Annotated in this window: 20 protein-coding genes and 1 pseudogene; 12 read left to right on the top strand and 9 right to left on the bottom strand. The window is 70.3% G+C overall.

Annotated elements, in window-relative coordinates:
* Positions 1 to 56 precede the first annotated feature (56 nt).
* Entirely contained in the window at positions 57 to 1,136 is a 1,080-nt protein-coding gene (locus MRQ36_RS12655) for an inositol-3-phosphate synthase (RefSeq protein WP_242795284.1), read from the bottom strand.
* A gap of 23 nt (positions 1,137 to 1,159) precedes the next feature.
* The gene (locus MRQ36_RS12650) at positions 1,160 to 1,795 is read right to left on the bottom strand and encodes a PadR family transcriptional regulator (RefSeq protein ID WP_242795282.1); all 636 of its coding nucleotides are present in this window, start codon (positions 1,793 to 1,795) and stop codon (positions 1,160 to 1,162) included.
* Between the two features lie 195 nt (positions 1,796 to 1,990).
* Here MRQ36_RS12650 and MRQ36_RS12645 point away from each other — a divergent pair, with 195 nt between their 5' ends.
* The 3 genes and pseudogenes from MRQ36_RS12645 (at position 1,991) to MRQ36_RS12635 (ending at position 7,161) form a co-directional block, all read left to right on the top strand.
* On the top strand, positions 1,991 to 2,455 hold the full coding sequence (locus MRQ36_RS12645) for a DUF5318 domain-containing protein (protein WP_242795280.1): 465 nt from the start codon (positions 1,991 to 1,993) through the stop codon (positions 2,453 to 2,455).
* A 197-nt stretch (positions 2,456 to 2,652) separates the two neighbouring features.
* Positions 2,653 to 5,504, top strand: a pseudogene (locus MRQ36_RS12640) (transglycosylase domain-containing protein).
* Between the two features lie 127 nt (positions 5,505 to 5,631).
* The gene (locus tag MRQ36_RS12635) at positions 5,632 to 7,161 is read left to right on the top strand and encodes a glycosyltransferase family 87 protein (protein ID WP_242795278.1); all 1,530 of its coding nucleotides are present in this window, start codon (positions 5,632 to 5,634) and stop codon (positions 7,159 to 7,161) included.
* 27 nt (positions 7,162 to 7,188) lie between these two features.
* Here MRQ36_RS12635 and MRQ36_RS12630 read toward each other — a convergent pair whose 3' ends face one another.
* Positions 7,189 to 9,369 (bottom strand): hypothetical protein, encoded by a 2,181-nt coding sequence (locus MRQ36_RS12630; protein ID WP_242795276.1) that lies wholly within the window; start codon positions 9,367 to 9,369, stop codon positions 7,189 to 7,191.
* Positions 9,366 to 10,157, bottom strand: coding sequence for a deoxyribonuclease IV (locus MRQ36_RS12625; protein WP_242795274.1), 792 nt, complete (start codon positions 10,155 to 10,157; stop codon positions 9,366 to 9,368). The genes MRQ36_RS12630 and MRQ36_RS12625 overlap by 4 nt, the downstream gene beginning before the upstream one ends.
* 674 nt (positions 10,158 to 10,831) lie before the next feature.
* Here MRQ36_RS12625 and rpsF point away from each other — a divergent pair.
* The 4 genes from rpsF to rplI all read left to right on the top strand — a co-directional run bounded on the left by rpsF (position 10,832) and on the right by rplI (position 12,487).
* Positions 10,832 to 11,122 (top strand): 30S ribosomal protein S6, encoded by a 291-nt coding sequence (gene rpsF / locus MRQ36_RS12620; protein ID WP_007073791.1) that lies wholly within the window; start codon positions 10,832 to 10,834, stop codon positions 11,120 to 11,122.
* 86 nt (positions 11,123 to 11,208) lie between these two features.
* Positions 11,209 to 11,745 carry a single-stranded DNA-binding protein gene (locus tag MRQ36_RS12615; protein WP_242795272.1) on the top strand — a complete coding sequence of 179 codons (537 nt, stop codon included), beginning with the start codon at positions 11,209 to 11,211 and terminating at the stop codon, positions 11,743 to 11,745.
* 41 nt (positions 11,746 to 11,786) lie between these two features.
* Positions 11,787 to 12,026 (top strand): 30S ribosomal protein S18, encoded by a 240-nt coding sequence (gene rpsR, locus MRQ36_RS12610; protein WP_007073789.1) that lies wholly within the window; start codon positions 11,787 to 11,789, stop codon positions 12,024 to 12,026.
* Between the two features lie 14 nt (positions 12,027 to 12,040).
* Positions 12,041 to 12,487 carry a 50S ribosomal protein L9 gene (gene rplI, locus MRQ36_RS12605; protein ID WP_242795270.1) on the top strand — a complete coding sequence of 149 codons (447 nt, stop codon included), beginning with the start codon at positions 12,041 to 12,043 and terminating at the stop codon, positions 12,485 to 12,487.
* Between the two features lie 96 nt (positions 12,488 to 12,583).
* Here rplI and MRQ36_RS12600 read toward each other — a convergent pair whose 3' ends face one another.
* A complete protein-coding gene (locus MRQ36_RS12600) occupies positions 12,584 to 14,140 on the bottom strand; it encodes a hypothetical protein (RefSeq protein WP_242795268.1) in 1,557 nt (518 codons plus the stop codon).
* Between the two features lie 414 nt (positions 14,141 to 14,554).
* Between MRQ36_RS12600 and MRQ36_RS12595 the strand changes: the two genes are divergently transcribed.
* The 5 genes from MRQ36_RS12595 (at position 14,555) to MRQ36_RS12575 (ending at position 22,331) form a co-directional block, all read left to right on the top strand.
* A complete protein-coding gene (locus MRQ36_RS12595; RefSeq protein WP_278188175.1) occupies positions 14,555 to 17,221 on the top strand; it encodes a replicative DNA helicase in 2,667 nt (888 codons plus the stop codon).
* 393 nt (positions 17,222 to 17,614) lie between these two features.
* Entirely contained in the window at positions 17,615 to 18,355 is a 741-nt protein-coding gene (locus tag MRQ36_RS12590; protein WP_242795264.1) for a restriction endonuclease, read from the top strand.
* A 132-nt stretch (positions 18,356 to 18,487) separates the two neighbouring features.
* Positions 18,488 to 19,327 carry a vWA domain-containing protein gene (locus MRQ36_RS12585; protein WP_242795262.1) on the top strand — a complete coding sequence of 280 codons (840 nt, stop codon included), beginning with the start codon at positions 18,488 to 18,490 and terminating at the stop codon, positions 19,325 to 19,327.
* A 20-nt stretch (positions 19,328 to 19,347) separates the two neighbouring features.
* Positions 19,348 to 20,136 (top strand): hypothetical protein, encoded by a 789-nt coding sequence (locus MRQ36_RS12580; protein WP_242795260.1) that lies wholly within the window; start codon positions 19,348 to 19,350, stop codon positions 20,134 to 20,136.
* 26 nt (positions 20,137 to 20,162) lie between these two features.
* The gene (locus tag MRQ36_RS12575) at positions 20,163 to 22,331 is read left to right on the top strand and encodes a hypothetical protein (protein WP_242795258.1); all 2,169 of its coding nucleotides are present in this window, start codon (positions 20,163 to 20,165) and stop codon (positions 22,329 to 22,331) included.
* 336 nt (positions 22,332 to 22,667) lie between these two features.
* On the opposite strand, the gene MRQ36_RS12570 is transcribed toward MRQ36_RS12575, so the two are convergent.
* From MRQ36_RS12570 to MRQ36_RS12555, 4 genes are all read right to left on the bottom strand, one after another.
* A complete protein-coding gene (locus MRQ36_RS12570; RefSeq protein ID WP_242795256.1) occupies positions 22,668 to 23,339 on the bottom strand; it encodes a maleylpyruvate isomerase N-terminal domain-containing protein in 672 nt (223 codons plus the stop codon).
* Between the two features lie 93 nt (positions 23,340 to 23,432).
* Positions 23,433 to 23,825 (bottom strand): zf-TFIIB domain-containing protein, encoded by a 393-nt coding sequence (locus tag MRQ36_RS12565; RefSeq protein WP_242795254.1) that lies wholly within the window; start codon positions 23,823 to 23,825, stop codon positions 23,433 to 23,435.
* Positions 23,826 to 23,848: 23 nt separating this feature from the next.
* Entirely contained in the window at positions 23,849 to 24,481 is a 633-nt protein-coding gene (locus tag MRQ36_RS12560; RefSeq protein ID WP_242795252.1) for a phosphoribosyltransferase, read from the bottom strand.
* Positions 24,482 to 24,535: 54 nt separating this feature from the next.
* A complete protein-coding gene (locus MRQ36_RS12555; RefSeq protein WP_242801059.1) occupies positions 24,536 to 25,780 on the bottom strand; it encodes a glycosyltransferase family 87 protein in 1,245 nt (414 codons plus the stop codon).
* Positions 25,781 to 25,814: the final 34 nt, after the last annotated feature.

Here is a 25,814-nt window from a genome sequence, read left to right as displayed (position 1 = left end):
CGACCGAGGGCCGGGTCCTTGCGGACCCGGCCCTCGGTGCTGCGTGGTTCAGCGCGTCAGCGCTCGACCTCGCCCTTGATGAAGGCTTCGACGGCGGCGTGCGCGTCGTGGTCGGCGTACTGCTTCGGCGGGGACTTCATGAAGTACGAGGAGGCCGAGAGGATCGGGCCACCGATCTTGCGGTCCAGCGCGATCTTCGCGGCCCGGACGGCGTCGATGATGACACCGGCCGAGTTCGGCGAGTCCCACACCTCGAGCTTGAGCTCGGCGTTCAGCGGGGTGTCACCGAAGGAGCGACCCTCCAGCCGGATGTACGCCCACTTGCGGTCGTCGAGCCACGGCACGTGGTCCGACGGGCCGATGTGCACGTCGCTCTTGCTCATCTCGTGCGGGATCTGGGACGTCACCGACTGGGTCTTCGAGATCTTCTTCGAGACCAGGCGGTTGCGCTCCAGCATGTTCATGAAGTCCATGTTGCCGCCGAAGTTGAGCTGGTACGTGCGCAGCAGCTCGACACCGCGGTCCTCGAAGAGCTTCGCCAGCGCCCGGTGCACGATGGTCGCGCCGACCTGGCTCTTGATGTCGTCACCGACGATCGGCAGGCCAGCGTCCTCGAACTTCTTCGCCCACTCGGGGTCGGAGGCGATGAAGACCGGCAGGGCGTTCACGAACGCGCAACCGGCGTCGATCGCGGCCTGGGCGTAGAACTTGTCGGCCTGCTCGGAACCGACCGGCAGGTAGGAGACGACCACGTCGACCTGCGCATCGCGCAGCGCCTGGGCCACGTCGACCGGCTCGGCGTCCGACTCCTCGACGATCTCGCGGTAGTACTGGCCCAGACCGTCGAAGGTCGGACCGCGCTGCACGCTGACGCCGGTCGGCGGCACGTCGCAGAGCTTGATGGTGTTGTTCTCGCTGGCGACGATCGCCTCCGCGAGGTCCATGCCCACCTTCTTGGCGTCCACGTCGAACGCCGCGACAAACTCCACGTCCGATACGTGGTAGTCGCCGAAGGTGACGTGCATGAGACCCGGGACGCGGTCGTTCGGGTCGGCGTTCCGGTAGTACTCCACGCCCTGCACGAGGGACGAGGCGCAGTTACCCACACCGACGATGGCGACGCGGACGGAGCCCATAGCGTCTGCCTCCTTCTTCTTCATCACGGCCGCTCTGTCCTGGACGCGCCAGGCGGGGGCGGGCTGTTGTCTTCTCGTCGGCCGCCGGCTGTCCCGGGCGGGACGGTCGGGGCTCGGCCGGAGCGCTCGTTGGCGATGAGCTCCTCCAGCCAGCGGACCTCACGCTCACAGGCGTCGAGGCCGTGGCGCTGCAGTTCCAGGGTGTACGCGTCGAGCCGCTCGGCTGCCCTGCCGAGCACGTCACGAAGTCCTTCGCGACGCTCCTCGATCTTGCGGCGACGACCTTCCAGGATCCGGAGCCGGGTGGCCTGGTCGGTCCGGGCGAAGAACGCGAAGTGCACGCCGAAGCCCGTGTCGTCGTACGTCTCGGGCCCAGCCTGCGCTATCAGCTGGGCGAAGCGTTCCTTGCCCTCCGCGGTAATGGTGTAGACCACCCGACCGCGTCGGCTGGTCAGGGCGGGCACCTCCTCGGCGGTCGCGGGTGTCTCGGCGGCCTCGGTGATCCAGCCCGCCGCCTGCAGCCGCCGCAGGGTCGGGTAGAGCGAGCCGTAGCTGATCGCCGCCCGGATGGCACCGAGCTTGGCGGTCAACTCCTTGCGCAGCTCATAGCCGTGCATCGGGGCCTCCTGCAGCAGGCCCAGGATGGCGAGCTCGAGCATGGCCACCCCTTCTCAACCCCCGGCGCGGAGCTGTTTACCCCGGCACCGGGCCCGGTAACCACCGCGATGTATCGGACCGATACATCGCACGTTAGCGGAGACCCATGATCAGGGCAAACCCTGGACGCGGGATGTCGTCGTCACTGATGGTTACGGTGGTCGCCTCGCCCCGTCGGACCGCGTACCCTTTGCCGCATGCGTACGCAGCGCCAGGTTGTCGACTACTCGCTCCGGAAGCGAGCGGTGCTGCGTGAACTCCTCGCCGGCCGGGTCGGCACGTACGACGTCTGCGACGCGTCGCCGTACCTGAAGAACGCCGCCCGGTTCCACGGCGAGCCGACCGATGAGCGCTGTCCGATCTGCCGGAGCGAGAACCTCATCCACGTCCACTACATTTACGGTGACGAACTCAAGCAGTCCGCCGGCCAGGCGCGTACCCGGGCCGAGTTGCCCGTCCTGGCGATGACGGTGCGTGAGTTCCAGGTCTTCGTGGTGGAGGTGTGCCCCGGGTGTGACTGGAACCATCTCGTCGAGCAGTTCCTGCTCGGGCGGGACGGGCTGGCCGGTGGCACGGAGGACGGGTCGGGTCAGGACGCGATGGGTGGCTCGGCCACCACGTCCGGGTCGGCCCCTCGTCGAAGGCGAGAGGCGCAACGGTGATTCGAGCGGTGTCGGCCGATCCTGGTCCGGTGGACGAGGGACGGGACACTCGACAGCTCGTAGGTCTGATTGGTCCGAATAATCAGGAATTGACGCCTGCGCCCCGGCTGGTCCGGGGTGTAGCGTCGCGTGTTCCGGCTCACGGCAACCCGGTGGTGGCGCGCCCGCGCCCCACCGCGACCGGCAGGGTGTGAGGAATGAACTACGGCGATCCCAGTTCTTCGCGTGGGCGGGCCCAGGTCCCGGGCCCGAACGGCGACCCCGGCGGTAGCCCGGCCGGGGACGGCTGGACATCGGGGCAGGGCGGCGGGGCCTCGGCCCGGGCCTCCGTGACCCCCGGGGTTCCGCGTCCAGCGGACGCGCCTCGGTCGGCGGCGCGGCCCCGGTGCCCCGCAGTGGCGGTGCCTCCGGCGCGGCCCCGGTGGGTCGGGCCGGCGCGGGCCGGGCCTCCGTCCCGGTCTCCCCGGCACCCGGCGGCGCCACCGGTCGGGCCGGCGCGGGCCGCGCCTCCGTACCGGTCTCGCCGGCTCCGGGCCGCGCGTCGGTGCCGGTCTCCCCGGCTCCGGGTGCCCCGGCCGCGCGCGCCTCCGTCGGCGCGGCCAGCGTGGGTACGGCCGGCCGGGCGAGCGTCGGCTCGGCAGCCGTGGGCGGTCGGGCCGCGGTGGCCCGGGCGGGTGTCCCCGGCATGGCCGGCGGTGGTCCGGGTGGTCCCGGCGGGCCGAACGGTCCCCGTCGTGGTGGTCGCGGTGACGACCCGAACGCGGCGGCGCGGGCCAGGAAGCGCAGACGGATCAACATGCTGATCGCCGGCTTCGCGGTCTTCATCATGCTCGCCGGCATCGGCGTGGTCGGGTTCACCTACTACTCGACCAAGGTGATCCTTCCGGAGGACGTCACCCCGCCGCTGGCCACCACCATCTACGCCAAGGACAGCAAGACCGCCATCGCCAAGGTCGGCGCGGAGAACCGCGAGTTCGTCACCATCCAGCAGATCCCGCAGTTCGTGCAGGACGCGGTCGCCGCAGCCGAGGACCGGAACTTCTACGAGCACTCCGGTGTGGACTACAAGGGCATCGCCCGCGCCGCGTGGAACAACCTCACCGGCGGCGACAAGCAGGGTGCCTCGACGATCACCCAGCAGTACGCCCGCAACGCCTACGCGAATCTTCAGCAGGACACGTACGGTCGCAAGGTGAAGGAGGCGATCCTCGCCTCCAAGCTGAACGACAAGTACAGCAAGCCGGAGATCATGCAGCACTACCTGAACGTCATCTACTTCGGGCGGGGCGCATACGGCATCCAGGCGGCGGCCAAGACGTACTTCGGCAAGTCGGTGACCGACCTGAACGTCGCCGAGGCGGCGGTGCTCGCGGCGCTGATCAAGCAGCCGGAGCCGAGCGCCACGCACAAGGGCTACGACCCGGCGATCAACCCGGAGGCCGCCCTGGACCGGTGGAACTACGTGGTCAGCGGCATGATCACCAAGGGTTGGCTGGACGCTTCCGGTAAGCCGGCGCACCCGACGGAATACCCGACGAAGACGCTCAAGAAGCCCAACCTGAAGGGCAACTCTGCGGACTTCGGGGTCAACACGCCGTACGGCAACGTGATCAACTATGTCTCGCAGGAGATGCGGGACATGAAGCTCTGCACCGACAACGACGCCGAGGTCACCACGGCCAAGCCGCTCTGCTCGCAGGCCCTGCAGAAGGGTGGCTACCGGATCACCACCACCATCGACCCCGAGATGCAGAAGGCGGCGGTCGAGGCGGCCCAGCCGACCAACAAGGACTCGGAGCTGTACGGACAGCCCAAGAACCTGATGGCGGCCGTGGTGGCGATCGACCCGAAGACCGGCGGGGTGCGCGCCTACTACGGCGGTGACAACGGCACCGGCACCGACTACGCCGGCAAGAACTACGAGAACGGCCAGGTCACCGGCGGCCACTCGCCGGGCTCGAGCTTCAAGATCTATACCCTCGCCGCGGCGCTCAAGGCGGGCATCTCCGTCAAGTCGCTGTGGAAGGCGTCGGCGTTCACCCCGAAGGACACCAAGTTCAAGGTCAGCAACGCCGGCTCCGACAAGGTCTCCTGCGGCGACTCCTGCACCCTCGAGTTCTCCACCCTGCGCTCCTACAACGTGCCGTTCTACTACGTCACCGAGAAGATCGGCCCGGACAAGGTCGTCGACATGGCCAAGCAGGCCGGTATCACGACGATGTGGCGCACCGACACCAACCCCGCCAAGGCGTACGACCTGACCAAGGCGGACCCGAAGGACCTGGCGCCCGACCCCTTCTTCAACGTGGTCGGCTACGGTCAGTACCCGGTCACCGTGCTGGACCACGCCAACGGCGTCGCCACCTTCGCCAACCAGGGCGTCTACAACAAGGCGCACTTCGTGAAGCGGGTGCAGAAGCAGAACACCACCACCGGTAAGTGGGACACGGTCGGCGGCGAGAAGCTGGCCTCGAAGCAGCGCATCGACAAGGACATCGTCGCCGACGTCACCTCGGTGCTGGAGCAGTACCCGCAGGGCATCAACCGCGAGCTGGCCAACGGCCGGAAGGCCGCCGAGAAGACCGGCACCTGGGAACTCGGCGACGGCAGCGACGACAACGGCGACGCCTGGATGATCGGCTACACCCCGCAGCTCGCCACCGCCGTCTGGGTCGGCAACAAGGGCGCCCGGAAGGCGATCAGGGACAAGGACAAGCGGATGATCAGCGGCGCGCGGATGCCCGGCGCCATCTTCCAGCGCTTCATGAACGACGCGCTCAAGGGCGAGGAGAAGATGGACTTCCCGCCCCCCGCGCACGTCGGCAAGGACGACGTCGGTAACGGCACCCCGCCGCCGCCCCCGGCGCCGGACCCGACGCAGCCGCAGCAGCCGCAGCAGCCGAACTGCGCCGACCCGCTCGGCATCTTCTGCCCGCCGACCAACGGTGGCGGGAACAACGGACCGGGCGGCCCGAACGGTGGCGGCGGCCGGCCCGGCGGCGGCGGTGGCGGGATCCTGCCGAGCACACCGCCACGCCAGACGTACTGACCGTCTGAGCCAGCGCCGCCGACGGCGGCCGGACACCACGTCCGGCCGCCGTCGGCGTTTCCGCGTACCGGAATCTTTGCCCGCGGGGCGGGACGGCGACCCCCGATGTACGGCAGGATGCGTCTCCATGAGCACCCAGTCGACGGCAGGCATCGACGACACCGGGACGACCGACCACCCGTCCCGCTCGGACGGCTTCGTCCGGGGCGTCTCCGAGGTGATCGGTGGACCGCTGGGCGACCACGCGGTCGCCCTGGACCGGCCCGCCGGCCGCGAGGGCCGGTTCTGGACGGCCGCCCGGATCGTGCTGGCGCTGGTCTGCCTGACGCTCGCCCTGCACTGGGTGCAGAAGTCGCCCTGCCAGGACGGCGCCTGGCAGAACAACGTGCAGTACACCCGCCTCTGCTACACCGACGTGCTGGCGCTCTACTATGCCGAGGGCCTCAACGAGGGCAAGGTGCCCTACGTCGACCACCCCGTCGAATACCCCGTGCTGACCGGCTACTTCATGGGCGCGCTCGGGCTGCCGGTGCACGCCCTCGGCGCAAAGGACCCGGGCATCAACCAGGGTCAGTGGTTCTACAACCTCAACGCGCTGGTGCTCGGCGCGCTCGCCGTCGCCACCGTCGGGGTGATCCTCGCCCTGCGCCGCCGACGACCGTGGGACGCGGCCCTCTTCGCCCTCGCCCCCGCGCTGGCGCTCACCGCCACCGTCAACTGGGACCTGCTCGCCATCGGTCTCGCCGCGTTCGGCCTGTACGCCTGGTCGCGGACCAGACCCGATCGGCTCAGCGCCGGACCGGCCGTCCTGGCCGGGGCCCTGATCGGGCTCGGCGGCGCGGCGAAGATGTGGCCGCTGTTCCTCCTCGGGCCGATCCTGGTGCTCGCGGTCCGGGCCGGCCGGATCCGGACCGCCCTGCTCGCCGTCGCTTCGGCCGCAGTGACGGTGGTCCTGGTGAACCTGCCCGTCGCGATCCCCTACCGGGACAACTGGAACCGCTTCTTCGAGCTGAACACCACGCGGCCGATCGACTGGGGCACCCTCTGGTACATCGGGCGTTACCTCGACGGCAAGGTGAGCCCGTCCGCCCCCGGCGACCTCGGGCCCTTCGAGTGGCTGAACGCGAACATCCCCACCCTCAACTGGGTGTCGTACGCCCTCTTCGGGCTGGCCTGCCTCGGCGTGGCCGCGCTGGCGCTGCTGGCGCCGCGCCGCCCCCGGCTCGGCCAGCTCGCCTTCCTGGTCGTCGCCGCCTTCCTCATCTTCAGCAAGGTGTGGTCGCAGCAGTTCGTGCTCTGGCTGCTGCCGCTCGCGGTGCTGGCCCGACCGCGCTGGGGCGCCTTCCTGGCCTGGCAGCTCGCCGAGGTCTGCTACTTCGCCGCCTTCTACGGCGAACTGCTCGGCGCGGCGACCAGCCGTCCGGTCTTTCCCGAGGGCGTCTTCGTGCTGGCCGCCACCCTCCGGCTGGTCACCGTCGCGGTGCTCTGCGGCCTGGTGATCCGGGACATCCTGCACCCCGAGCAGGACGCCGTCCGCGCCACCTACGCCGACGACCCGGACGGCGGCGTCCTGGACGGTGCCCCCGACGCGCCCTGGTACGTCCGCCGCCGCGGCCGGCAGGCGACGAACCTGCCGGCCGAACCCGCCCCGGCCTGACCTGCCCGGACCACCCGTCGGGCCGGGTCAGAGGCGGTAGACGACCGCGTCCGCAACTTCCTCGCGGGTGATGCCGAGCCCGTCGACCGGTTTGTCCACGATCCGCTCCCAGGGTGTGCCGGCCAGCTGACCGCGCAGGACCACCACGTTGCGGACCCCGAGGCCGCGCAGGTAGTCGACGCTGGGCCGGTCGGGGAAGCCGAGGGTGAGCTCGCGGACCTTCGCCTGGGCATCCGGGGTGAAGCCGCTGCCGCCGTTGACCATGTCCTGGAAGCGGGACGTCGACCAGAGCATCACCGGCTGGTCCAGGTTCTGGCTGCTCGGCAGCACCAGCATCGGACCGTCCACGCTGCGCAGCGCCGCCGGCTGCACCGGCACCACCGGGTGCGGGGTCGTGTTCAGCCCTTCCCCGAGCACCAGCAGCAGCGGCAGCAGGGTGGCCAGTCGCAGCCACGGGCCCGGCCAGGGCGGCACCCGCTCGGCGGCCAGCTCGCGTACCCGGGCGCAGAAGGCGGTGACCGCACCCGCGGCGAGCAGGCCGAGCAGCAGGGTGGTCCAGAGCATCATCCGGCCGGGCGTACGCAGCCCGTTCCAGCCGGGCAGGTGCTCGAAGAGCGGGACGTAGGTGTAGGTGCCGTCGAGGAACCGGGTGCCCATGGCGAGGACCATCGTCACCAGCACCCCCGCCAGCAGCAACAGCCGGTGCCGCAGCCGCCAGACCGAGAAGAAGAGCCCACCGGCGGCCAGCGCGTAGAGCACGAAGCCGGGCAGCAGGGTCATCTCCGGGTGCCAGGGCAGCGCGGCCCGCGCCCCCTCGTGCAACCCGCCCCAGATCCGGGACTCGGCGGGCGCGGTGAAGAACCCGGTCGCCGGCGGCGAGAAGATGGCGATGTCGCCGATCGTCCGTACCGCGTTGGGGTGCAGCTCGCTGACCTTGAAGTACGGCACGGCGAGCAGGCCGCCCACCGCGGCGAAGAGCAGGCCGCCCACCAGGTCGGCCACCAGCAGCCGTACGCCGAACGGACGCCGGACCCCGGTCAGCCGCCGGCCCGTCCAGATCACCACCGAGACCAGCACGATGCCGCCCAGCAGGTACGCGAACGGCAGCCCGATGCCGAACCCGAGGCTGAGCTGCCACGCCGCCACCAGCCATCCCGCGTACGCCCAACCGGCGTGCCGACGCTGGGGGCGGTAGCCGTGGCGCAGCGACCAGCCGTGGCCGCGGGCCAGCATGGCCAGCGCCAACGGGATTCCGCCGTTGGAGACGATGTGCAGGTGTCCGGCCTGGGCGAGCAGCCACGGCGCGTACGTGTAGCTCGCTCCCGCCACCGCGGCCCCGATCCGGCCCGCGCCCAACTGCCGCGCCAGCGCGTACGCCCCGAACGTGGCGAGGGCGTGGGCCAGCACGAACATGATGTTGTAGCGGAGCACGGCCGCCTCGGGCCCGGTGCCGATCATGCCGGCCGGGGCGTAGCCGAGCAGGGTGTCGGAGAAGGCGAAGCTCCACGGCTCCGGGAAGAACGTGTTCGAGTCCCACAGGTGCGCCGGGTCGGTCAGCAGGATGTGCCCCGACCAGGCCATCTGCCAGGCCTGGAGGCTCGGGTCCCAGTAGTCCTGCGGCAGCGTGTAGAGCGGGTAGCGCAGGGTCGGCCAGGTGAGCAGGACGGCCAGGGCCAGGGCGGCGACGGCGGCCAGCGTCCACTCGTGCACCAGGAACCGGCCGACCGCGCGGCCGACCCGGCCGAGCCGCGTGGGCACCGGTTCCGGAGCAGGTCCGAAGGAGTCCCACAGGTCGGCCTTCTGCCGGCCGCTGCGCCCGGTCGTGCCCTTGCCGTCGCCGACCGGGCCCTCACCCTTCGCGTCGGTCACCGCCTTCCCGCTGCCGTCCGGCTTCGCGGTGGCGTCGGCCCCGTGGTCCGCGTCTGCCTTCGCGGTGGCGTCGGCCCCGTGGCCCTGGTCCGCCTCGGCGGTGGCGTCGCGCTTGCCAGGGGTATCGGGTCTGGCAGGGGCGTCGGCGTCCTCGGCGTCGTCGGGCTTCCGGCTGCTGTCGGCGCTGCCGCCTTCGTCACCGTCGGTGCCGGTGACGATCTCGCCGGTCGCCGCTCTGGCCTTCTCCGCGCCGGGACCGGTCGCGCCCGCCGGTGCCGGGGCGTCCGTGCCGGCCGGTTCGGCGCGACCGCCCGTCGCGTCGGACTGCCCGGTGGTCATGCCGCCCGGCTCCCCGCCCCGAGCTGGTCGCGCAGGAAGGCGATGTCCGCCGCCTGGCCGTCGACCCCGCCGGGGGTCTCCACGACGACCGGCGCGCCCGCCGCGCGGATCACCGCCACCACCAGTTCGGGATCGATGGTGCCGCCGCGCAGATTGTCGTGCCGGTCCTGGCCGGAGTTGAAGGCGCCCTTGGAGTTGTTGGCGTGCACCAGGTCGATCCGCCCGGTGATCGCCTTGACCCGGTCGACCAGCCCGAGGAGGTCTTCGCCGCCGGCGTGCGCGTGGCAGGTGTCCAGGCAGAAGCCGACCTCGTGGTCGCCGAGGACGTCCCAGAGCCGGGCCAGCGCGTCGAGGTGCCGGGCGCAGGCGTTGTCCCCGCCGGCGGTGTTCTCGATGAGCACCGGCAGTCCGAAGCCGCCGGAGTCCGCCGCGTACGCGAAGGTCTTGCGCCAGTTGTCGAAGCCGACCGCCAGGTCGTCACCGGCGTTGACGTGGCCGCCGTGCACGATCAGGCCCTTCGCGCCGATCGCCGCGGCGGCGGACGCGTGGCCGAGCAGCAGCTTGCGGCTGGGGATCCGGATCCGGTTGTTGAGGGTGGCCACGTTGATCACGTAGGGCGCGTGGACGTAGAGGTCGACGTCCGCCTGGCGCAGCCGCTCGGCGTCCTCCCGGGGTTTCGGGGCCTTCCAGCCCTGCGGGTCGGAGAGGAAGAACTGCACGGCCTCGGCGTCGCGGGCGGTCGCCTCGGCGAGCGGGTCGGCCTGATCGACATGGGCTCCGATTCGCATGCAGGGGAGCCTACGTCGCCCCTGCGACGTGCGGGGTGACGGCGGCGGGGAGTCGCGGTGACCCCGATCCGGGGATCGACCGTCGTCGGCGCTTCGCCCGGCCCGCGTCACCCGCCGGGCGGGCGGTCGTTGTGCGAGGTGGGATCGATGGTCGACGCTCCGGACGGGCGCGGTCCACAACGCGTCCGGCCGGCAGGTGGACTCCCGGAAACGGGTTGCCCCGCCGTGCGGCCCGGCACGACGGGGCGGGATCCGACCTCGCCACGACGGTGCCCGACAAATTATCGGGCTAATTCCGCCAATCACCACAAGAGGTGACGAGAGCCGTTGTATGGTCACATCAGATAACAACCTGATAAAGCTCCGCGGGGTGTCCTCGATCCAACCTCATCGGTGTGGTCGTTCCTCCCCAGGTCCCACCCAAGGAATGCGGACGGGACACCCCGCGGCCCCGTGGACAGGGGTCCACCACCGGCGCTCGTCGCCGGAGGTGGACCCCTGTCACCGTCCCGGCCCGGCGGACCCGACCGGCCCGGGCATGATCGTCGGGACCGGCTATCCTGGTCAGGTTGTCCGCACCCGGCCGGGTTCCCCCGGTGTCAGAGCGGGCCACGACGCAGACCTCCTGCCACGGAAGGACCGTGGCCGCATAGCCCACAGGAGGTGAGTACGTCTTGCGTCATTACGAAATCATGGTGATCCTCGATCCCAGCCTCGAGGAGCGCACCGTCGCCCCGTCGCTCGACACGTACCTGAACGTGATCCGCACCGCGGGTGGCTCGGTGGAGAAGACCGACGTGTGGGGCCGCCGGCGCCTCGCGTACGAGATCAACAAGAAGGCCGAAGGCATCTACGCCGTCGTTGACCTGCAGGCCACGCCTGCGGCGGTCGCCGAGCTCGACCGTCAGCTGCGGCTGAACGAGTCCGTGCTGCGCACCAAGGTCATCCGGCCGGAGATGCGCTAAGCATTCACCCCCTTTCCGGTTCGTCCGGACCAGCCTCACCAGCTCTGTCGGAGGGCTCTGAGAGCCTGTACGACAGACCTGATTGAGTGCGCGAGGAGATGGTCATGGCAGGAGACACCACCATCACGGTCATCGGCAACCTGACCGATGACCCCGAGTTGCGGTTCACCCCGTCCGGTGCGGCGGTCGCCAAGTTCCGGGTCGCTTCGACGCCCCGGTTCATGGACAAGACCACCAACGAATGGAAGGACGGCGAGCCGCTCTTCCTGGCCTGCACCGTGTGGCGGCAGGCGGCGGAGCACGTCGCCGAGTCGCTCCAGCGGGGCGCCCGCGTGATCGTCTCGGGTCGGCTGCGCCAGCGGTCGTACGAGACCCGCGAGGGCGAGAAGCGCACCGTCATCGAGCTCGAGGTCGACGAGATCGGCCCATCGCTGCGCTACGCCACGGCGAAGGTGCAGAAGATGTCCCGCTCCGGCGGCGGCGGTGGCGGCTTCGGCGGCGGTGGCGGTGGCAACCAGGGTGGCGGCGGAGGCAACTTCGACGACCCTTGGGCCTCGGCTGCGCCCGCTCCCTCGCGCGGTGGTTCGGGCGGCGGAAACTTCGACGAGGAGCCTCCGTTCTAATGGCGCAAAGCGCCCGCGATCGCAAACCAGGAGCACGTGCAATGGCCAAGGCTGCGGCACTTCGCAAGCCGAAGAAGAAGGTGAACCCGCTCGACAAGGACGGGATCACCTACATCGACTACAAGGACACCGCGCTGCTGCGCAAGTTCATCTCCGACCGCGGCAAGATCCGCGCTCGACGGGTGACCGGCGTGACCTCGCAGCAGCAGCGGCAGATCGCCCGTGCGGTCAAGAACGCCCGTGAGATGGCGCTCCTGCCGTACACCGCCACGGCCCGCTGAGAGGAGGCACCGACATGAAGATCATCCTGACCCAGGAAGTTTCCGGTCTCGGTGCCCCCGGCGACATCGTCGAGGTCAAGAACGGCTACGGCCGTAACTACCTGCTGCCGCAGGGCTTCGCGATCAGCTGGACCAAGGGTGCGGAGAAGCAGGTCACGGTCATCAAGCGGGCCCGCTCGGCCCGTGAGATCCGCGACCTCGGCCACGCCAACGAGGTCAAGGCCCAGCTCGAGGGCCTGAAGGTCAACCTGAAGGCCCGCGCCGGTGACGGTGGTCGGCTCTTCGGTTCGGTCACCCCGGCCGAGATCGTCGACGCCGTCAAGGCGGCCGGCGGTCCGACCCTCGACCGTCGTCGGCTGGAGCTGCCCGGTCACATCAAGTCGCTCGGCGCCTACCCGGTCAGCGTCAAGCTGCACCCCGAGGTGAGCGCCAAGTTCGACCTGAACGTCGTTCAGGGCTGACACCCGCGACACCCACGACAGGGCCCGCACCGGAACTCCGGTGCGGGCCCTGTCGCCTTGGTGCCTGTCGCTCTGGTGCCTGTCGCCGGTGGCACGTCAGCCGATCGGCTGGCCCGTCACCGCACTGATCATCACCGTGGAGAGACCACCGCCGACCACCGCCGCGGCGACCGCCACGGTCGCGGACCGCCAGGTGGTGCCTACCCGGCGCAGCAGCACCGCCACCACCAGGCTGCTGACCAGCGCCAGGGCGAAGCGGGGAGCCCCGGCGACGAGCGAGTCGAAGGCGTGCGCCCGCGGTGAGTCACACCCACCGCCCGTGACGTCGGTGACGCACCCCGGTGGGGCCTGACCGCTCAACGTCAGCAGCCATCCGAAGACCAGCACGGCGGGCACCAGGTAACACGCCGCGGTGTACAGCAGCGGACGGAGTGGACCACCGGGATCCGGATCCAGCAGGTCGTCCTCGATCCGGCGGCTCCACGAACCGCCACCGGCCGGCTCGGTCCGACTCCGGGTCGACGCGCCAGCGGCGCCCCGGCCCGTACCCGCCGGCCCCACCCGGCGGCGCGGCGCCGCAACGGGGCGGGGAGCGGTGTACGCCACCACGGGCGACCGAGGTGCCGACGACGGCGCATCCACCCAGCGCGGATCGTCCCCGGCCAACCGGGTGCCCGACCAGAATCCCTCGGCCTGCTCCGTCGACGCCCGACCCTCGGCCGCCCGGTCCCGGACCGGGCCGGGCGGTGCCGTCCGGTCCCACCGGTCGACGTCGGCGTACCGCTCCGACGGGGCCGGCTCCGCATAGCGGTCCCACTGGCCGGTGTCGGTGAACCGGTCCCACTCTCCGGTGTGGTCGGACTGGTCCCAGCGGCCGGTGCCGTCCGCCTGGTCCCAGCGGCCGGCCGGGGCGGAACGATCCCACGCGTGCACCCCGGAGGCGTCCCACGGGTCGACCGCCGGACGCTCGGCGGGGTCCGGTTCGACCGGCCTGCTCCGGTCCCACGACTCGGCCGCCGGACGGGACCACGACGACTCGGCCGCGCGCCGGCTGCGCCGGGTCGTCCGCCCGCCCTCCCAGCCACTTCCCGGATCCACCCCGGGAGCGGACTGATCGGACTCCTCCAGACCGGACCAGACCACCTGTGGGCGACGGGCCGGGGCGCGGCGGGGCCGGCTGCGCGGGACCGCCCCGGAGACCGGCTCGTCCTCGGCGGACTCGGCACGCCGACTGCCGACGTACCCCTGCTCCTGCGGGGTGTCCAGGATCCACTCTGCGGTGTGCTCGGCGGCCGGGCCGGCACCGATCGCGCGGACGTCGCGCCGGCCGAGCTCGCGGCGCCGGCCGGCGTCGGTCGCACCGCGCCACCCGGTGTCCGCTCGCGGCTGGTCGGCGTCGTCGTCCGGGGCGGCGTGCCGGCCACCGCCGTCGGCGCGCCGGATGCCGGACTCGAGCGCCCACTGCGGCAGGTACGCGTCGACCGGCTCGTCCTGCCCACGCTCGATCGCGCGGCGGCGGCTGGGAGTGCGGTAGCGGTCGACGTCGGCGGCGTACGGGTCGACCGGGAGCGACTCGGCGGGAGCGTCCCACGGGGCGATCGGCTGGCGCTCGCGCGGGCTGCCCTCCCCGCGTCCCCAGTCCCGGTAACTCACGGCCGGAGCGTGACCCTTCTCAACCGAAAGTGCAATCCGCTGTCCAGGTGTAGCCGTTCGCTGAGATAGTACGGGACGAACGGCGCCCCGGCTCGACCCGAAATCTTTCCTCCACAGGCTGGGGATTGCATAACCGCAGGTCAGAGCGTTTAGTGCCGGGATTCCCCATCACTTATCCACATGCTGTGCACACCCTGCGCACATGTCCGTCCACCGGCGTCCACAGGTTGTCCCGAGGCTCGTCCACCGGCCTTGTTGAGGGGCTGACCTCGGGTTCCGTATCGTTGGCCCCCGACCGTCCGGGCGGTGGCCCCCGATCGACCGGAGGGGGTCGTCGGGAGTTGTCAGACCCCGGCGGTAGAGCTGGACTCGATCCGACGCAACGAGGGGGGACCCGTGTCGGTCACCGACGACATGCGGACGGAGCGGGCCGGGGGGCCGTCGTCCGCGCCACCACCACAGCGCGACAGCCAGTTCGACAAGACCCCGCCGCAGGACGTGGCCGCCGAGCAGTGCGTGCTCGGCGGCATGCTGCTGTCCAAGGACGCCATCGCCGACGTCGTGGAGATCCTGAAGTCGAACGACTTCTACCGTCCCGTGCACGCCACGATCTTCGACGCGATCCTCGACATCTACGGCCGGGGCGAGCCGGCCGACCCGATCACCGTGGCGGCGGCCCTCGCCGACTCCGGCGACCTGGCCCGGATCGGCGGCGCGCCCTACCTGCACACCCTGATCGCGAGCGTGCCCACCGCGGCGAACGCCTCCTACTACGCCCGGATCGTCGGCGAGCGGGCCGTGCTCCGCCGGCTGGTCGAGGCCGGCACGAAGATCGTCCAGCTCGGGTACGGCACCGGCCAGGGCGGCAGCCGCGACGTCGACGACGTGGTCGACCTGGCCCAGCAGGCCGTCTATGAGATCACCGAGCGCCGGGTCAGTGAGGACTTCGCCGTCCTCGCCGACATGCTCCAGCCGACCCTCGACGAGATCGAGGCGGTCGGCGCGCAGGGCGGCGTGATGACCGGCGTGCCGACCGGCTTCAGCGACCTGGACCGGCTCCTCAACGGCCTGCACGCGGGGCAGCTCATCATCGTGGCCGGCCGGCCTGGTCTGGGCAAATCGACCGCAAGTATGGACTTTGCCCGAAATGCCGCTATTCGGGCCAATCAGGCGGCGGCGATCTTCTCGCTGGAAATGAGCAAGGTCGAGATCGTCATGCGACTGCTCTCGGCCGAGGCCCGCGTGCCGCTGCACGTGCTGCGCAGCGGGCAGCTCTCCGACGACGACTGGACCAAGCTCGCCCGGTGCATGGGCGAGATCAGCGAGGCCCCGCTCTTCGTCGACGACACGCCGAGCATGAACCTGATGGAGATCCGGGCCAAGGCACGCCGGCTCAAGCAGAAGCACAACCTCAAGATGATCGTCGTCGACTATCTCCAGCTGATGACCTCACCGAAGCGCACCGAAAGCCGGCAGCAGGAGGTCGCGGACCTGTCCCGTGGCCTGAAGCTGCTGGCCAAGGAGGTCGAGTGCCCGGTGATCGCGGTGAGTCAGCTGAACCGGGGCCCCGAGCAGCGTACGGACAAGCGACCGCAGCTGTCTGATTTGCGCGAATCGGGCTGTCTGACCGCGGAGACGCGACTGATGCGGGCCGACAACAACGCCGAGGTCACTCTGGGTCAGCTACTGGCGGACAGGGCTCGCGACATTCCCGTCTGGGCATTGGACGAGAGTCTCCGCTATACCCCTCGCACCATGACGCATGTGTTCCCCAGTGGAACTCGTGAGGTTTACCGAATGAATCTCGCCTCCGGCAAGCTGATCGAGGCGACCGCGAACCACCCGTTCCTGACCTTCGCCGGATGGATGCCGCTCGGGGAATTGACGGTCGGAACTCGCATCGCCACTCCTCGCCATGTGCCGCCCCCGCTCGACATTCGTCCATGGGCGGAAGGTGAAGTAGTGCTGCTGGCACATCTGCTGGGTGACGGCTCTTTCGTTCGACGTCAGCCAGTCCGCTACGCGAGTTGCGACGAGTTGAACCTTCAGGCGGTCGCCGATGCGGCGAAGCACTTCGGGATCACTGCGGTCCGGGATGACTACCCTGCTACGCGAGTCACCACTCTCCGTCTCCCTGCCCCCTACCGTCTCGCGCGCGGACGGCGCAATCCGGTGGCCGAATGGCTCGACGAGCTTGGACTCTTCGGGCTCAGGTCTCATGAGAAGTTCGTGCCACAACCGGTGTTCAGCCTTCCCAAGGAGCAAATCACCCTGTTCCTGCGGCATCTCTGGGCGACCGACGGATCCGTCACCGTCAACAAGTCCGGTCGAGGGGGGCGGGTGTACTTCTCCTCCACCAGTCGCCGGATGATCGAGGACGTCTCACGTCTCCTGCTCAGGTACGGGATCACAGCTCGCCTGAAGCAGGTACCCGTTGTGCGGCACAGGCCGCAGTACACACTCGACATTTCCGGGCGGGACGACCAGCTCCGGTTCCTGCGGGAGATCGGTGTGCACGGCGTACGGGCGGCGAGATGCGAAGCGTTGCTGACCTCGCTGGAGTCGATGCAGAGCAACACAAATGTCGACACGGTGCCGACCGACGTCTGGACGCGCGTGCGGGAGATCCTGGCAGAACAGGGCATGAGCCACCGGCAGTTCGCTGCTGCCGTCGGCACACAGTTCTGTGGCAGCACGATGTGGAAGCACGCACCGAGTCGTACCAGGCTTGCGAAGATCGCCGGGGTCCTGGACTCGGCGGATCTAGACCTGCACGCGACCAACGACGTCTTCTGGGACGACATCGTGTCGATCGAGTCCATCGGTGAACGCGACGTCTACGATGCCACTGTTCTGGGCACTCACAACTTCATCGCCAACGGCATCGCCACCCACAATTCGATCGAGCAGGATGCCGACGTCGTGATTCTGCTGCACCGTGACGATTACTACGACAAGGAGTCGCCGCGCGCCGGCGAGGCGGATTTCATCGTGGCCAAACATCGAAATGGTCCGACCGACACCGTGACGGTCGCGGCGCAGCTGCACCTCTCCCGCTTCGTCGACATGGCGATCGTCTGAGTCGAATCGTGTAGGTCCTCACGCCCGCGCCATAACCTCTCACTTAACGCCATACGTATGCCATAAATGGCGTCTATCTGAGATTCGCGTTCGCCTGTCTAGTCGCAGCGCGCTCACCCCGAACTGACCGGCAAGGCAATGCGTCGAGGGCGATGCGTGTAAGGCTGATGCAGTAGGCGTCGGTGTCGGGTTTTTGACAGCCGAGGCGTAGATCAACTTTGGCGGAAGCGTCAGACTCTCCCTCTACAGTCGACAAGCAGTTTTCCACGCACGGCTGCGACCGACGGCGCGAGAAAGACGATCATGGCTAGACGCAGACGCACAACCCGGCGTATCAGCTCGGACACTTTCTGGTGGCTGGCAGGCGCGACATTGCTGGGTATCAGCATCGTCATGCAGCTGGTGCAACAGCACCCGGTGGCTGCGTCCCTGATCGCGGTGGCCGTGCTGGCGACGGCGTGCGGGAGTGGATGGTTGTGGGTTCAGCGGTCGCGGCGGCTGGTGCAGCAGGAGCGTACGGTCGCCGTCACTGACGTCATGTCCGGCTCGCAGTTCGAGCACTGGGTGGCCCGGTTGATGTGGGCCAGCGGATGCCGACGGGTGCGGGTGTCCGGCGGTTCTGGCGACATGGGTGCCGACGTGACCGGATACGCCCCGGACGGGCAGCGGCTGGTCGTGCAGTGCAAGCGATACAGCGCAAAGGTCGGCAGCCCTGAGGTGCAACGCTTCGCCGGAACTGCTCGGCACATCCATGACGCGGACGTGGCATTGCTGGTCACGAACAACTACCTCACCGCTCAGGCCGTCGATGTGGCCCGGCGGTGCCACATCAGCGTCGTCGACCGCGACACGCTCGGCCGGTGGGCGGACTCGCTGTCGTTGCCGATCGCCTCGATTCCCGGCCAGCCGGTCACCTCCGCGCCGGCGTGGCTAATACGGCTTCCAGTAGCCCGGCGTATTTACGACTTACGGGCGGTGTGGTCGTCGAGGCGAGAACGGCGGTGTTCAAGGCCGATTGCTCCTGCGGCCCGACAACCTGCGCCGGCAGCGCCGGCGAGCACCACACCGGCGAACACCGCACCGCCGCCGGTCGTCGCCCCGGCCAGGACGGAGTGGTGGAACGAGACGCCCTAATACCGCTGCCATGTCTGAGCCGTGTCCGACACGAAGCCGTCCTCGGTAAGCCTTCGCCCCGACAGAGCTGTCGTCGCGCCCCATCGAGACGTGACCTGCCCGTTGTACGACCCAAACCTGGAAGGAACCACCGTGGCGTACACCGCCGAGATCAGCCGCTCGAACCCCAGTTGCTTTATCTTCCTGCTCGACCAGTCGGCGTCGATGCTCGACGAGATCACCGAAGGCGAGGTCGTGCGCCGCAAGGCAGACGTGGTCGCCGACGCGCTGAACCGGCTGCTGCGTGAGCTGGCAATCAAGTGCGCCAAGGAGGGCGGCGTCCGCGACTACTTCCACGTGGCGGTCATCGGGTACGGCGTGCGCGTCGGTTCGGTGTTCGAGGGAGAACTGAGCGGGCGTGACCTGGTGCCGTTGTCGCAGGTCGCGAAGTATCCGGCCCGGGTGGAAGAGCGGATGAAGAAGGTTCCCGATGGCGCCGGTGGCCTGGTCGAGCAACCGACCAAGTTCCCGGTCTGGGTGGAGCCGGTCGGCAATCACGGCACCCCGATGGTCGAGGCGCTGCGCCAGGCCGCCGTACTGGCCAACACTTTCCTGGCGACCAACGAAAACTGCTTTCCGCCAGTGGTGCTGAACCTGACCGACGGGCAATCCACCGACGGCGATCCGCGCCCCGCCGCAGAGGCGGTGCGGGAGTTGGCGTCCACCGACGGCAACGTCCTGTTGTTCAACCTGCACGTGTCCAGCGAAGGTGGCAAGCCGACCATCTTCCCGAGAGCGTCGGCTGAGCTGAACGATGAGTACGCCCGCACCCTGTTCTCGATGAGCTCCCCGCTGCCCCCGCACATGCGCTCCTACGCCGCACAGCAGGGGATCGCCGTCGACGACACCAGCCGCGGTTTCGTCTACAACGCCGACATGATCACGATCGTGCAGTTCCTCGACATCGGCACCCGCGCCACGGACCTGCGCTGAGCCTCAAGACGCGATAGCTCATGCGCGCATTCGTCAATACGTTCGCAGTCCCCAAGGCCGGCTCGACGGACCAGGAGTACGAGGACGCCAGCGACGTGCGACCCGCGGCCGGTGACGACGCGGAGGTCACCGGTCCATGGTTGGCCGCCGCGGTCGCCGACGGTGCCAGCGAGGCCATGCTCGCCGGACGCTGGGCACGGCACCTCACCACCACGTTCACGGGTGCGCCCGCCGGCCAGGACCTGGCCGCGACGATCCTCGCGGCGGCCGCCGGCTGGGACGACGTCGAGGCCGGTTACCGGCATGCCCGCGACGAGGCTGGCGAGCCGATCGCCTGGTACGAGGAGGACGGGCTGCGCCGGGGCGCCTACGCCACCGTCGTCGGCGCGCACCTGCTGGACGGCCACACCGACCGGCAGGGGCCACTTTTGGTGGCCGCGCTGGGCGACGCCTGCCTGTTCCAGGTGCGCGACGACACTCTGATCACCGCGTTCCCGATCGACGACCCCGACGAGTTCACCACCCGGCCCGGTCTGGCCCCGTCCCGTCCCCTGGACCCCGCCAAGATCGGCGAACATGTCGTGGCGTTGCGCACCGCCTGGCAGCAGGGTGATCAGCTGCTGCTGGCGAGTGACGCGCTGGCCCAGTGGTTCCTGGCGCAGGCCCGAGCCGGCGGGACACCGTGGCGCACCCTGTCCGATCTCGGCACCGACGCGGAGATCGGTGGGTTCGCCGCCCTCGTCGACGGCTGCCGCGCCAACGGGTCGCTGAAGAACGACGACACCACGCTGTTACGCATCGACCTGTGAACCGCTGAAGCGCGAGGACGGCAACCGTGACCCAGCAGAGATCACCGGCCCGGTACCCGACCGGCGGCGATTACGTCGATGCGCTGCAATCGCCGGGCCTGGCCTTCGCCGACCCGCAGCTGCGGGCCAGCACGGTCAAGGCTGACGACCTTGGCATGCCGGAGCCGGTATCGGGCAACTTCGCCTCCGTCTTCCATGTCTATGGGACTACGGGCGAGCAGTGGGCGGTCAAGTGTTTTGTCCGTCCCGACCTCGACCGGCACCGGCGGTACCGCGCGATCGCCACCGCTCTGCAAGCGTTGCGCCATCCGGCCCTGGTGGACTTCGACTATCAGGTCGACGGGGTCATGGTGGCCGGCGTGCGTTACCCGCTGCTAAAGATGCGTTGGGTTCAAGCCCAAGGCCTCATGCCGTGGCTGGAAACGCACATCTCACACCCGGAACGGCTCCTTAGCGTTGCCGATCAGTTCCTCAACGTTATCACCACGCTGGAGAAGGCGGGCATCGCGCACGGCGACCTGCAACACGGCAACCTGCTGATCACTGGGCAGGACGAATTGAAACTGATCGACTACGACGGCATGTACGTTCCGGAGATCGCTGGGCTGCCACCGAACGAGAAAGGCCTTGTCAACTATCAGCATCCCCGCCGCGGCGACAGCGACTACGGGCCCGGCCTCGACCGGTTCTCCGCCTGGGTGATCTACACCAGCCTGATCGCACTCGCCGCCCGCCCGGAACTCTGGCGACGGCTGCGCGCCACTGACGACGACACCAAACTGCTGTTCGCCTCCGACGACTACCTCGACCCGGTGGCCTCCAGTGCCTTCCAAACGCTCCGCGCCGCGGGTCCGCCCCATCTGGCCGCTCTCGCCGACCGGCTCGCCACCTTCACCCGTCTGACTCCCTCACAGGTACCCGTACTGGAGGCCATGCCTGCGGGCACGGTGACCGCATCGGTACCGGCAGCACGCGCTGCTTCCGCGACAGAGATACCCGATTGGCTGGCCGACCACCTACCGGGGACACCGCCGGTCAGCCCGGCCGCACCCGCCGAGACACCGGCCGGCACCCCGGTGTACTCGTTCACCGGAAGGCATCTGAACGTCGCCCGCCTCGCTGCCGCTGGTTTGCTGCTCGGCGTTGCCGGTGCTGTCGCAGCCGGCGTCGGCGTGTCCTTGCTGGCCGCCATACCCGCGGTCGCCTGGATCCTCACCGTCATAGCCGCCGTGGTCGTGATCGCCGGCAGCTATTTGGCTCATCCGCTGGTCGTGACCCGCCGCAAGGCTCGCGACGCCTGCACCGCCGCCCAGCAAGAACTGACCGCCGCCCAAGCCCAGGCTCAGGCCGTCCGGGGGACGCGGGCCCAACTAGATGCCACCATAACCGCCCAGCAACAGGCGCTGCGCGGCCAGCGGGACGCCGCTATCCGGCAGCGTGACACCGCGACGGCGCAAGCACAGCAAGTCCTGCAGCAGACCCTGCAGGGCATCGCGCAGCGGCGTTCGGACTGGAGCAACACCCAGCAGGCGCGAGAGCAGAAACGACTCGCCGAAATCGCAGCGGAGCACGTTCAGCGCGCGCTGAGCAACGCCGTCATCGCCAAGAACCCGCCCCGCATGGTCAACGCGAAGATTGCCGGAACGCTGGCCATACACGGCTTCCGCACGGCAGCTGACTTCACCGGGTACCGCACCGCGTCCGGGTATGGCCGCTACGAACGAACCTTCATCAGGCGGCACCCGTCTGACTCTGGTACCTACGTGGAGAACGTCGGGGAGGCACGCGCTCAGTCACTGCTGCAATGGCGCGAAAGCATCAAGACGCGCGCCGAGAGCCAGGCGCCCAAGTCCCTCACCTCGCAGCAACGCCAGGAAGTCACCGCCCAGGTCCAGCAGTTCCACGCCGCCCTCAACGCTGAAGAGAACGCGGCCAAGCAGCACGCCCGTAGTGAAGTGGCACAAGCACGGGCTGCGGAAAGGGCCGCCCAGGTGGCCATGGACGCGCAAGAGAAGCGGATGGAGAATGAGGCTCAGGACAAGCGCGCGAACCTTGAGCGACGCATCGTCGGCGTGGACACCACCATTGCAGCCGCGCGGCGCAACTCCGAGCATCTAAGCGACGCGCTGGCGCCCTTACGAAGAGTTTCCGCGCCCGCCTACCTGCTGGCCATCGTGGGAGTCACCTCGCCGTAGACCCGCTCTCGCTGAGGTGCCTAAGCCCTGCTGGCCAGATCGCCGGGCCCGTGATCAGCTGTTCAGCAGTTTTGCCCGGGTTCCCTAGCGGACTGCTCGCGCTGATCTTGTACCGGTGCAGCTGGTAGCAGCATATGGGACAGCGCAGGCATGCGTGCTGGCTGCCGAAACGGAAGCGCTCGGGTCGACCGCGAGATCACCACGCACCCTGCTGTCGCCGGCCGAGGAGCTGACACCGTCGTGAGACAAGGCTTCTCGGCAACTCGTGAGACAACGCACAAACCCGCAGAACACAGCGTTGGCTCATGGCTCGAACTATAAGGCCCTACAAATCGCTCAGCCGAGCAGCGGGAACCAGCCGGCGGCCTCGCCCAGCTCCCGCCGGTCCCGCTCGGTGAGCGGCACCCGACCGGTGGCCTTGAGCAGATAGTCCCGGTCGTCCCAGCCGGTCGGTCGGACCGCGTCGTCGCTGAGCAGGCCGTCCATGGTGGCGACCGCCACCGCGACGGCGGCGGCGCCGGGCGGTGGCGCGGCCGGCAGGTCGACGACCAGGTCGAGGTGGTGCACCACGGCCTCGGTGGTGAGGGTGGCCAGCAGATCCGGTACGCGGAGCACGTGCCCCTGGGTGGTGACGCAGCCGGACGGGTCGGCGGCGCCGGCCGCGCGGACGGCGGCGGGTGCGGTGTCGCACCAGACCCGGACCACGCCGCTCGGCCGGCCGAAGGCGGCGGCGGAGCGGCGTACCCACCAGGCGTGCGCGGCGGCCTCGTCGTCCCGGCCGGGGGTGAACTCGCGCCAGTAGCTGACGTCGTCGACGTCGGCCGGTCCCTCGGCGGGGCTGGCCAGCGCGACCAGGGCCCGTTGGGCGTCGACGAGGACGTGCAGGAGCAGGTCGGCGACGAGCCAGCCGCGGCAGCGCGTCGGTCGTTGCAGATCCGCGTCGGAGAGGTCGGACACCACCCGCGTGATGCCGTCGTAGGCCTGCGCCAGCGCGATGTGCCCGGTCATCGCCCGAGCGTCGCACGGGCAACGCCGCACGGCCAGCCCGGACCGGCGGGTACGGCGGAACGGGCCGGGGCACCCGCCCCGGCCCGTTCGCGCTCAGTCGAAGAGTTCGCCGAGGAACCCGCCGTGGTGCTTCTTGCGCCGGTAGTGGCCGTGGTAGCCGTAGTGCTGCTGCCCGTATGCGGGCTGGGCGTAGCCGTGACCCGGCGGGGGCGGTGGGGGCGGCGGGGGGACGGTGCCGTAGCCCGGCTGGTGCGGGGCGGCGGCGGGCGGCGGTGGCGGTGGCGGCGGGTAACCGCCGGCGGCGGGCGGCGGCGCCTGGGTCGGGGCGGTGTGCTGACGGTTCCAGTTCGCCTCGGCCTCGAAGAGCTTCTCGAGTTCGCCGCGGTCGAGGAAGATGCCGCGGCACTCGCCGCACTGGTCGATGACGACACCGCTGCGCTCGTACTGGCGCATGTCTCCGTGACATTTGGGGCAGGTGAGCTGCATGGCACCGACGGTACCGGGTGGGCTCACGCGGTGGTGGCGAGCGCCTCGGTGACCTCGTCGTCGGAGACCTCGTGGAAGTCGTCGTAGTACGCGCCGACCGCACCGAAGTCCGGCGGCAGCTGGGCGGCGACCACCTGGTCCGCCTCGGGGGCCAGCAGGTCGTACGCCTGCTCGGCGCCGACCGGGACGGCGACGATCACCCGGGCGGCGCCGAGGCGCCGGGCCACCTGCACTGCGGCGCGGGCGGTGGCGCCGGTGGCGAGGCCGTCGTCGACGACGATCGCGGTCCGACCGTGCAGGTCCAGCGGGGGCCGGCCGGCCCGGTAGCGGCTCTCCCGGCGGTCCAGTTCGGCCTGTTCCCGCCGTCGCACCTGGTCCCGGTCGCGGTCGCTGAGCCGGCCGGCGACCATCTCGTTGAGCACCTGCACGCCACCGGGGCCGAGCGCGCCGAAGGCCACCTCGGGTGCCCAGGGCATGCCGAGCTTGCGGACCACCAGCACGTCCAACGGTGCGCCGAGCCGCTCGGCGACCTGCCGGGCCACCGGTACGCCGCCCCGGACCAGCCCGAGGACGACGAGGTCGGAGTGCCCGGCGAGGTCGGCGAGCCGGTCGGCCAGCACCTGGCCAGCCTCGGTCCGGTCGCGGTACGTGGTCATGTCTCAGGTCTACGCCCTGGCGGTGCGCCGCGTCCGGAACTTGCCGGAAGCCGGTCAGCCGAGGGGCGGGTGGGCCGGCCGTTCGGTGCGCGCCAGCGCCGGTGCCCAGACCAGCAGGGCGAGCGGATAGAGCAGGTAGCCGAACCGGGTCGAGGGCATCAGCAGGATTGCGGCGAGGAGGCCGTACCCGCAGATCAGCGCGGTGGTCGCGGCGGTGCGGGGTGGTCGGCGCAGGAGCCGGACGGCGATCGCCACGCCGGCCGCGACGAGCAGCGCGGCGGCGACCACCCGGCCGGCGGGCAGCGCCGTGGCGATCAGGTGGCCGGGGAACGGGGACTGCGCCGGGCTGGTCACCAGGCCGTGCCCGAGCGGGAAGCGGAGCACGTTCTCCACCAGGGCGTCCCGGTCGATCAACAGGGCGGGCAGCAGCGCGACGGCCGGCAGCCCGAGCGCGCCGGCGGCGGTCCGCAGGCCGGCCCGCCGGGTCGCCGCCCAGCAGATCAGGACGACCGCGACCGGCCAGGCGAAGAGCTTCAGCGCGCCGGCCAGGCCGACCGCGACGCCGGCCCGGCCGGGCCGGTCGGCGGCGGCCAGCGCGAGGGCGAGCAGGCAGAGGGCGAGTACGGGGAGGTCGTCGCCCCCCGTGGCCAGGGTCAGCGCGCAGACCGGCAGCACGGTGGCGGCCTGGACACCGCGCAGCACTGCCGCGTCCCGTCGGGGGGTGGGTGAAGCGGTGCGGCGCAGGGTGCCCACCGCGAGGGCCAGCGCCACGACGGTGGCCAGCGCGAACCAGACCCGGGCGTCGGTCCACCAGGCGTCGACGACCGCGCGGGGCAGCCCGAACAGCGCCATCCCCGGCTGGTACGGGGTGTAGCCGAGCAGCTGCTCGGCCGGTGGCAGCGCGGCGATCGCGTCGTGCCCGAGATAGGGGGTGCCGTGTTCGGCGAGCCGCGCCCCGGCGTGCTCGACCACCACCACCTCCTCCTGTGCCCGGCCGGTACGCCCCGACGCCCGCTGCCAGCTCTCCACGATCAGCGGCAGCAGGGTGGTGGTGGCCCAGGCGAACCCGGTCACCGTCCAGCGGGCGGTCAGCCCGGCGGCCGGCGAGTCGCCGTGCCGGCGGCGGAGCAGCAGTTGACCGGCTACGGCCAGCGCCGCGACCAGGTATCCGACGGCCGCGACGGCACCCCACGGTCGGTGCGGCGGCAGGGTCGAGGTGACGGCGGTGACCGCGGCGAAGAGCGCCGACACGGCGTACAGGCCGAGGTCGAGGGCGAGGCCACCGGCGGCGGTGTCCAGCGCCGACCAGCGACGCTCGGTGGGCGGTTCCGGG

Origin of the sequence: Micromonospora sp. R77, from assembly GCF_022747945.1 — a bacterium.
In the GTDB taxonomy this organism is placed as follows: Bacteria; Actinomycetota; Actinomycetes; order Mycobacteriales; family Micromonosporaceae; genus Micromonospora.
Note: the sequence above shows the minus strand (reverse complement) of the source record. Positions and strands in the feature narration are given on the sequence as shown.

What these genes read in the sequence shown, in the direction of transcription:
- MRQ36_RS12655 (WP_242795284.1), bottom strand. Translation starts at nt 1,136, where the DNA reads ATGGGCTCCGTCCGCGTCGCCATCGTCGGTGTGGGTAACTGCGCCTCG.
- MRQ36_RS12650 (WP_242795282.1), bottom strand. Translation starts at nt 1,795, where the DNA reads ATGCTCGAGCTCGCCATCCTGGGCCTGCTGCAGGAGGCCCCGATGCAC.
- MRQ36_RS12645 (WP_242795280.1), top strand. Translation starts at nt 1,991, where the DNA reads ATGCGTACGCAGCGCCAGGTTGTCGACTACTCGCTCCGGAAGCGAGCG.
- MRQ36_RS12635 (WP_242795278.1), top strand. Translation starts at nt 5,632, where the DNA reads ATGAGCACCCAGTCGACGGCAGGCATCGACGACACCGGGACGACCGAC.
- MRQ36_RS12630 (WP_242795276.1), bottom strand. Translation starts at nt 9,369, where the DNA reads ATGACCACCGGGCAGTCCGACGCGACGGGCGGTCGCGCCGAACCGGCC.
- MRQ36_RS12625 (WP_242795274.1), bottom strand. Translation starts at nt 10,157, where the DNA reads ATGCGAATCGGAGCCCATGTCGATCAGGCCGACCCGCTCGCCGAGGCG.
- rpsR (WP_007073789.1), top strand. Translation starts at nt 11,787, where the DNA reads ATGGCCAAGGCTGCGGCACTTCGCAAGCCGAAGAAGAAGGTGAACCCG.
- rplI (WP_242795270.1), top strand. Translation starts at nt 12,041, where the DNA reads ATGAAGATCATCCTGACCCAGGAAGTTTCCGGTCTCGGTGCCCCCGGC.
- MRQ36_RS12595 (WP_278188175.1), top strand. Translation starts at nt 14,555, where the DNA reads ATGCGGACGGAGCGGGCCGGGGGGCCGTCGTCCGCGCCACCACCACAG.
- MRQ36_RS12590 (WP_242795264.1), top strand. Translation starts at nt 17,615, where the DNA reads ATGCAGCTGGTGCAACAGCACCCGGTGGCTGCGTCCCTGATCGCGGTG.
- MRQ36_RS12580 (WP_242795260.1), top strand. Translation starts at nt 19,348, where the DNA reads ATGCGCGCATTCGTCAATACGTTCGCAGTCCCCAAGGCCGGCTCGACG.
- MRQ36_RS12570 (WP_242795256.1), bottom strand. Translation starts at nt 23,339, where the DNA reads ATGACCGGGCACATCGCGCTGGCGCAGGCCTACGACGGCATCACGCGG.
- MRQ36_RS12565 (WP_242795254.1), bottom strand. Translation starts at nt 23,825, where the DNA reads ATGCAGCTCACCTGCCCCAAATGTCACGGAGACATGCGCCAGTACGAG.
- MRQ36_RS12560 (WP_242795252.1), bottom strand. Translation starts at nt 24,481, where the DNA reads ATGACCACGTACCGCGACCGGACCGAGGCTGGCCAGGTGCTGGCCGAC.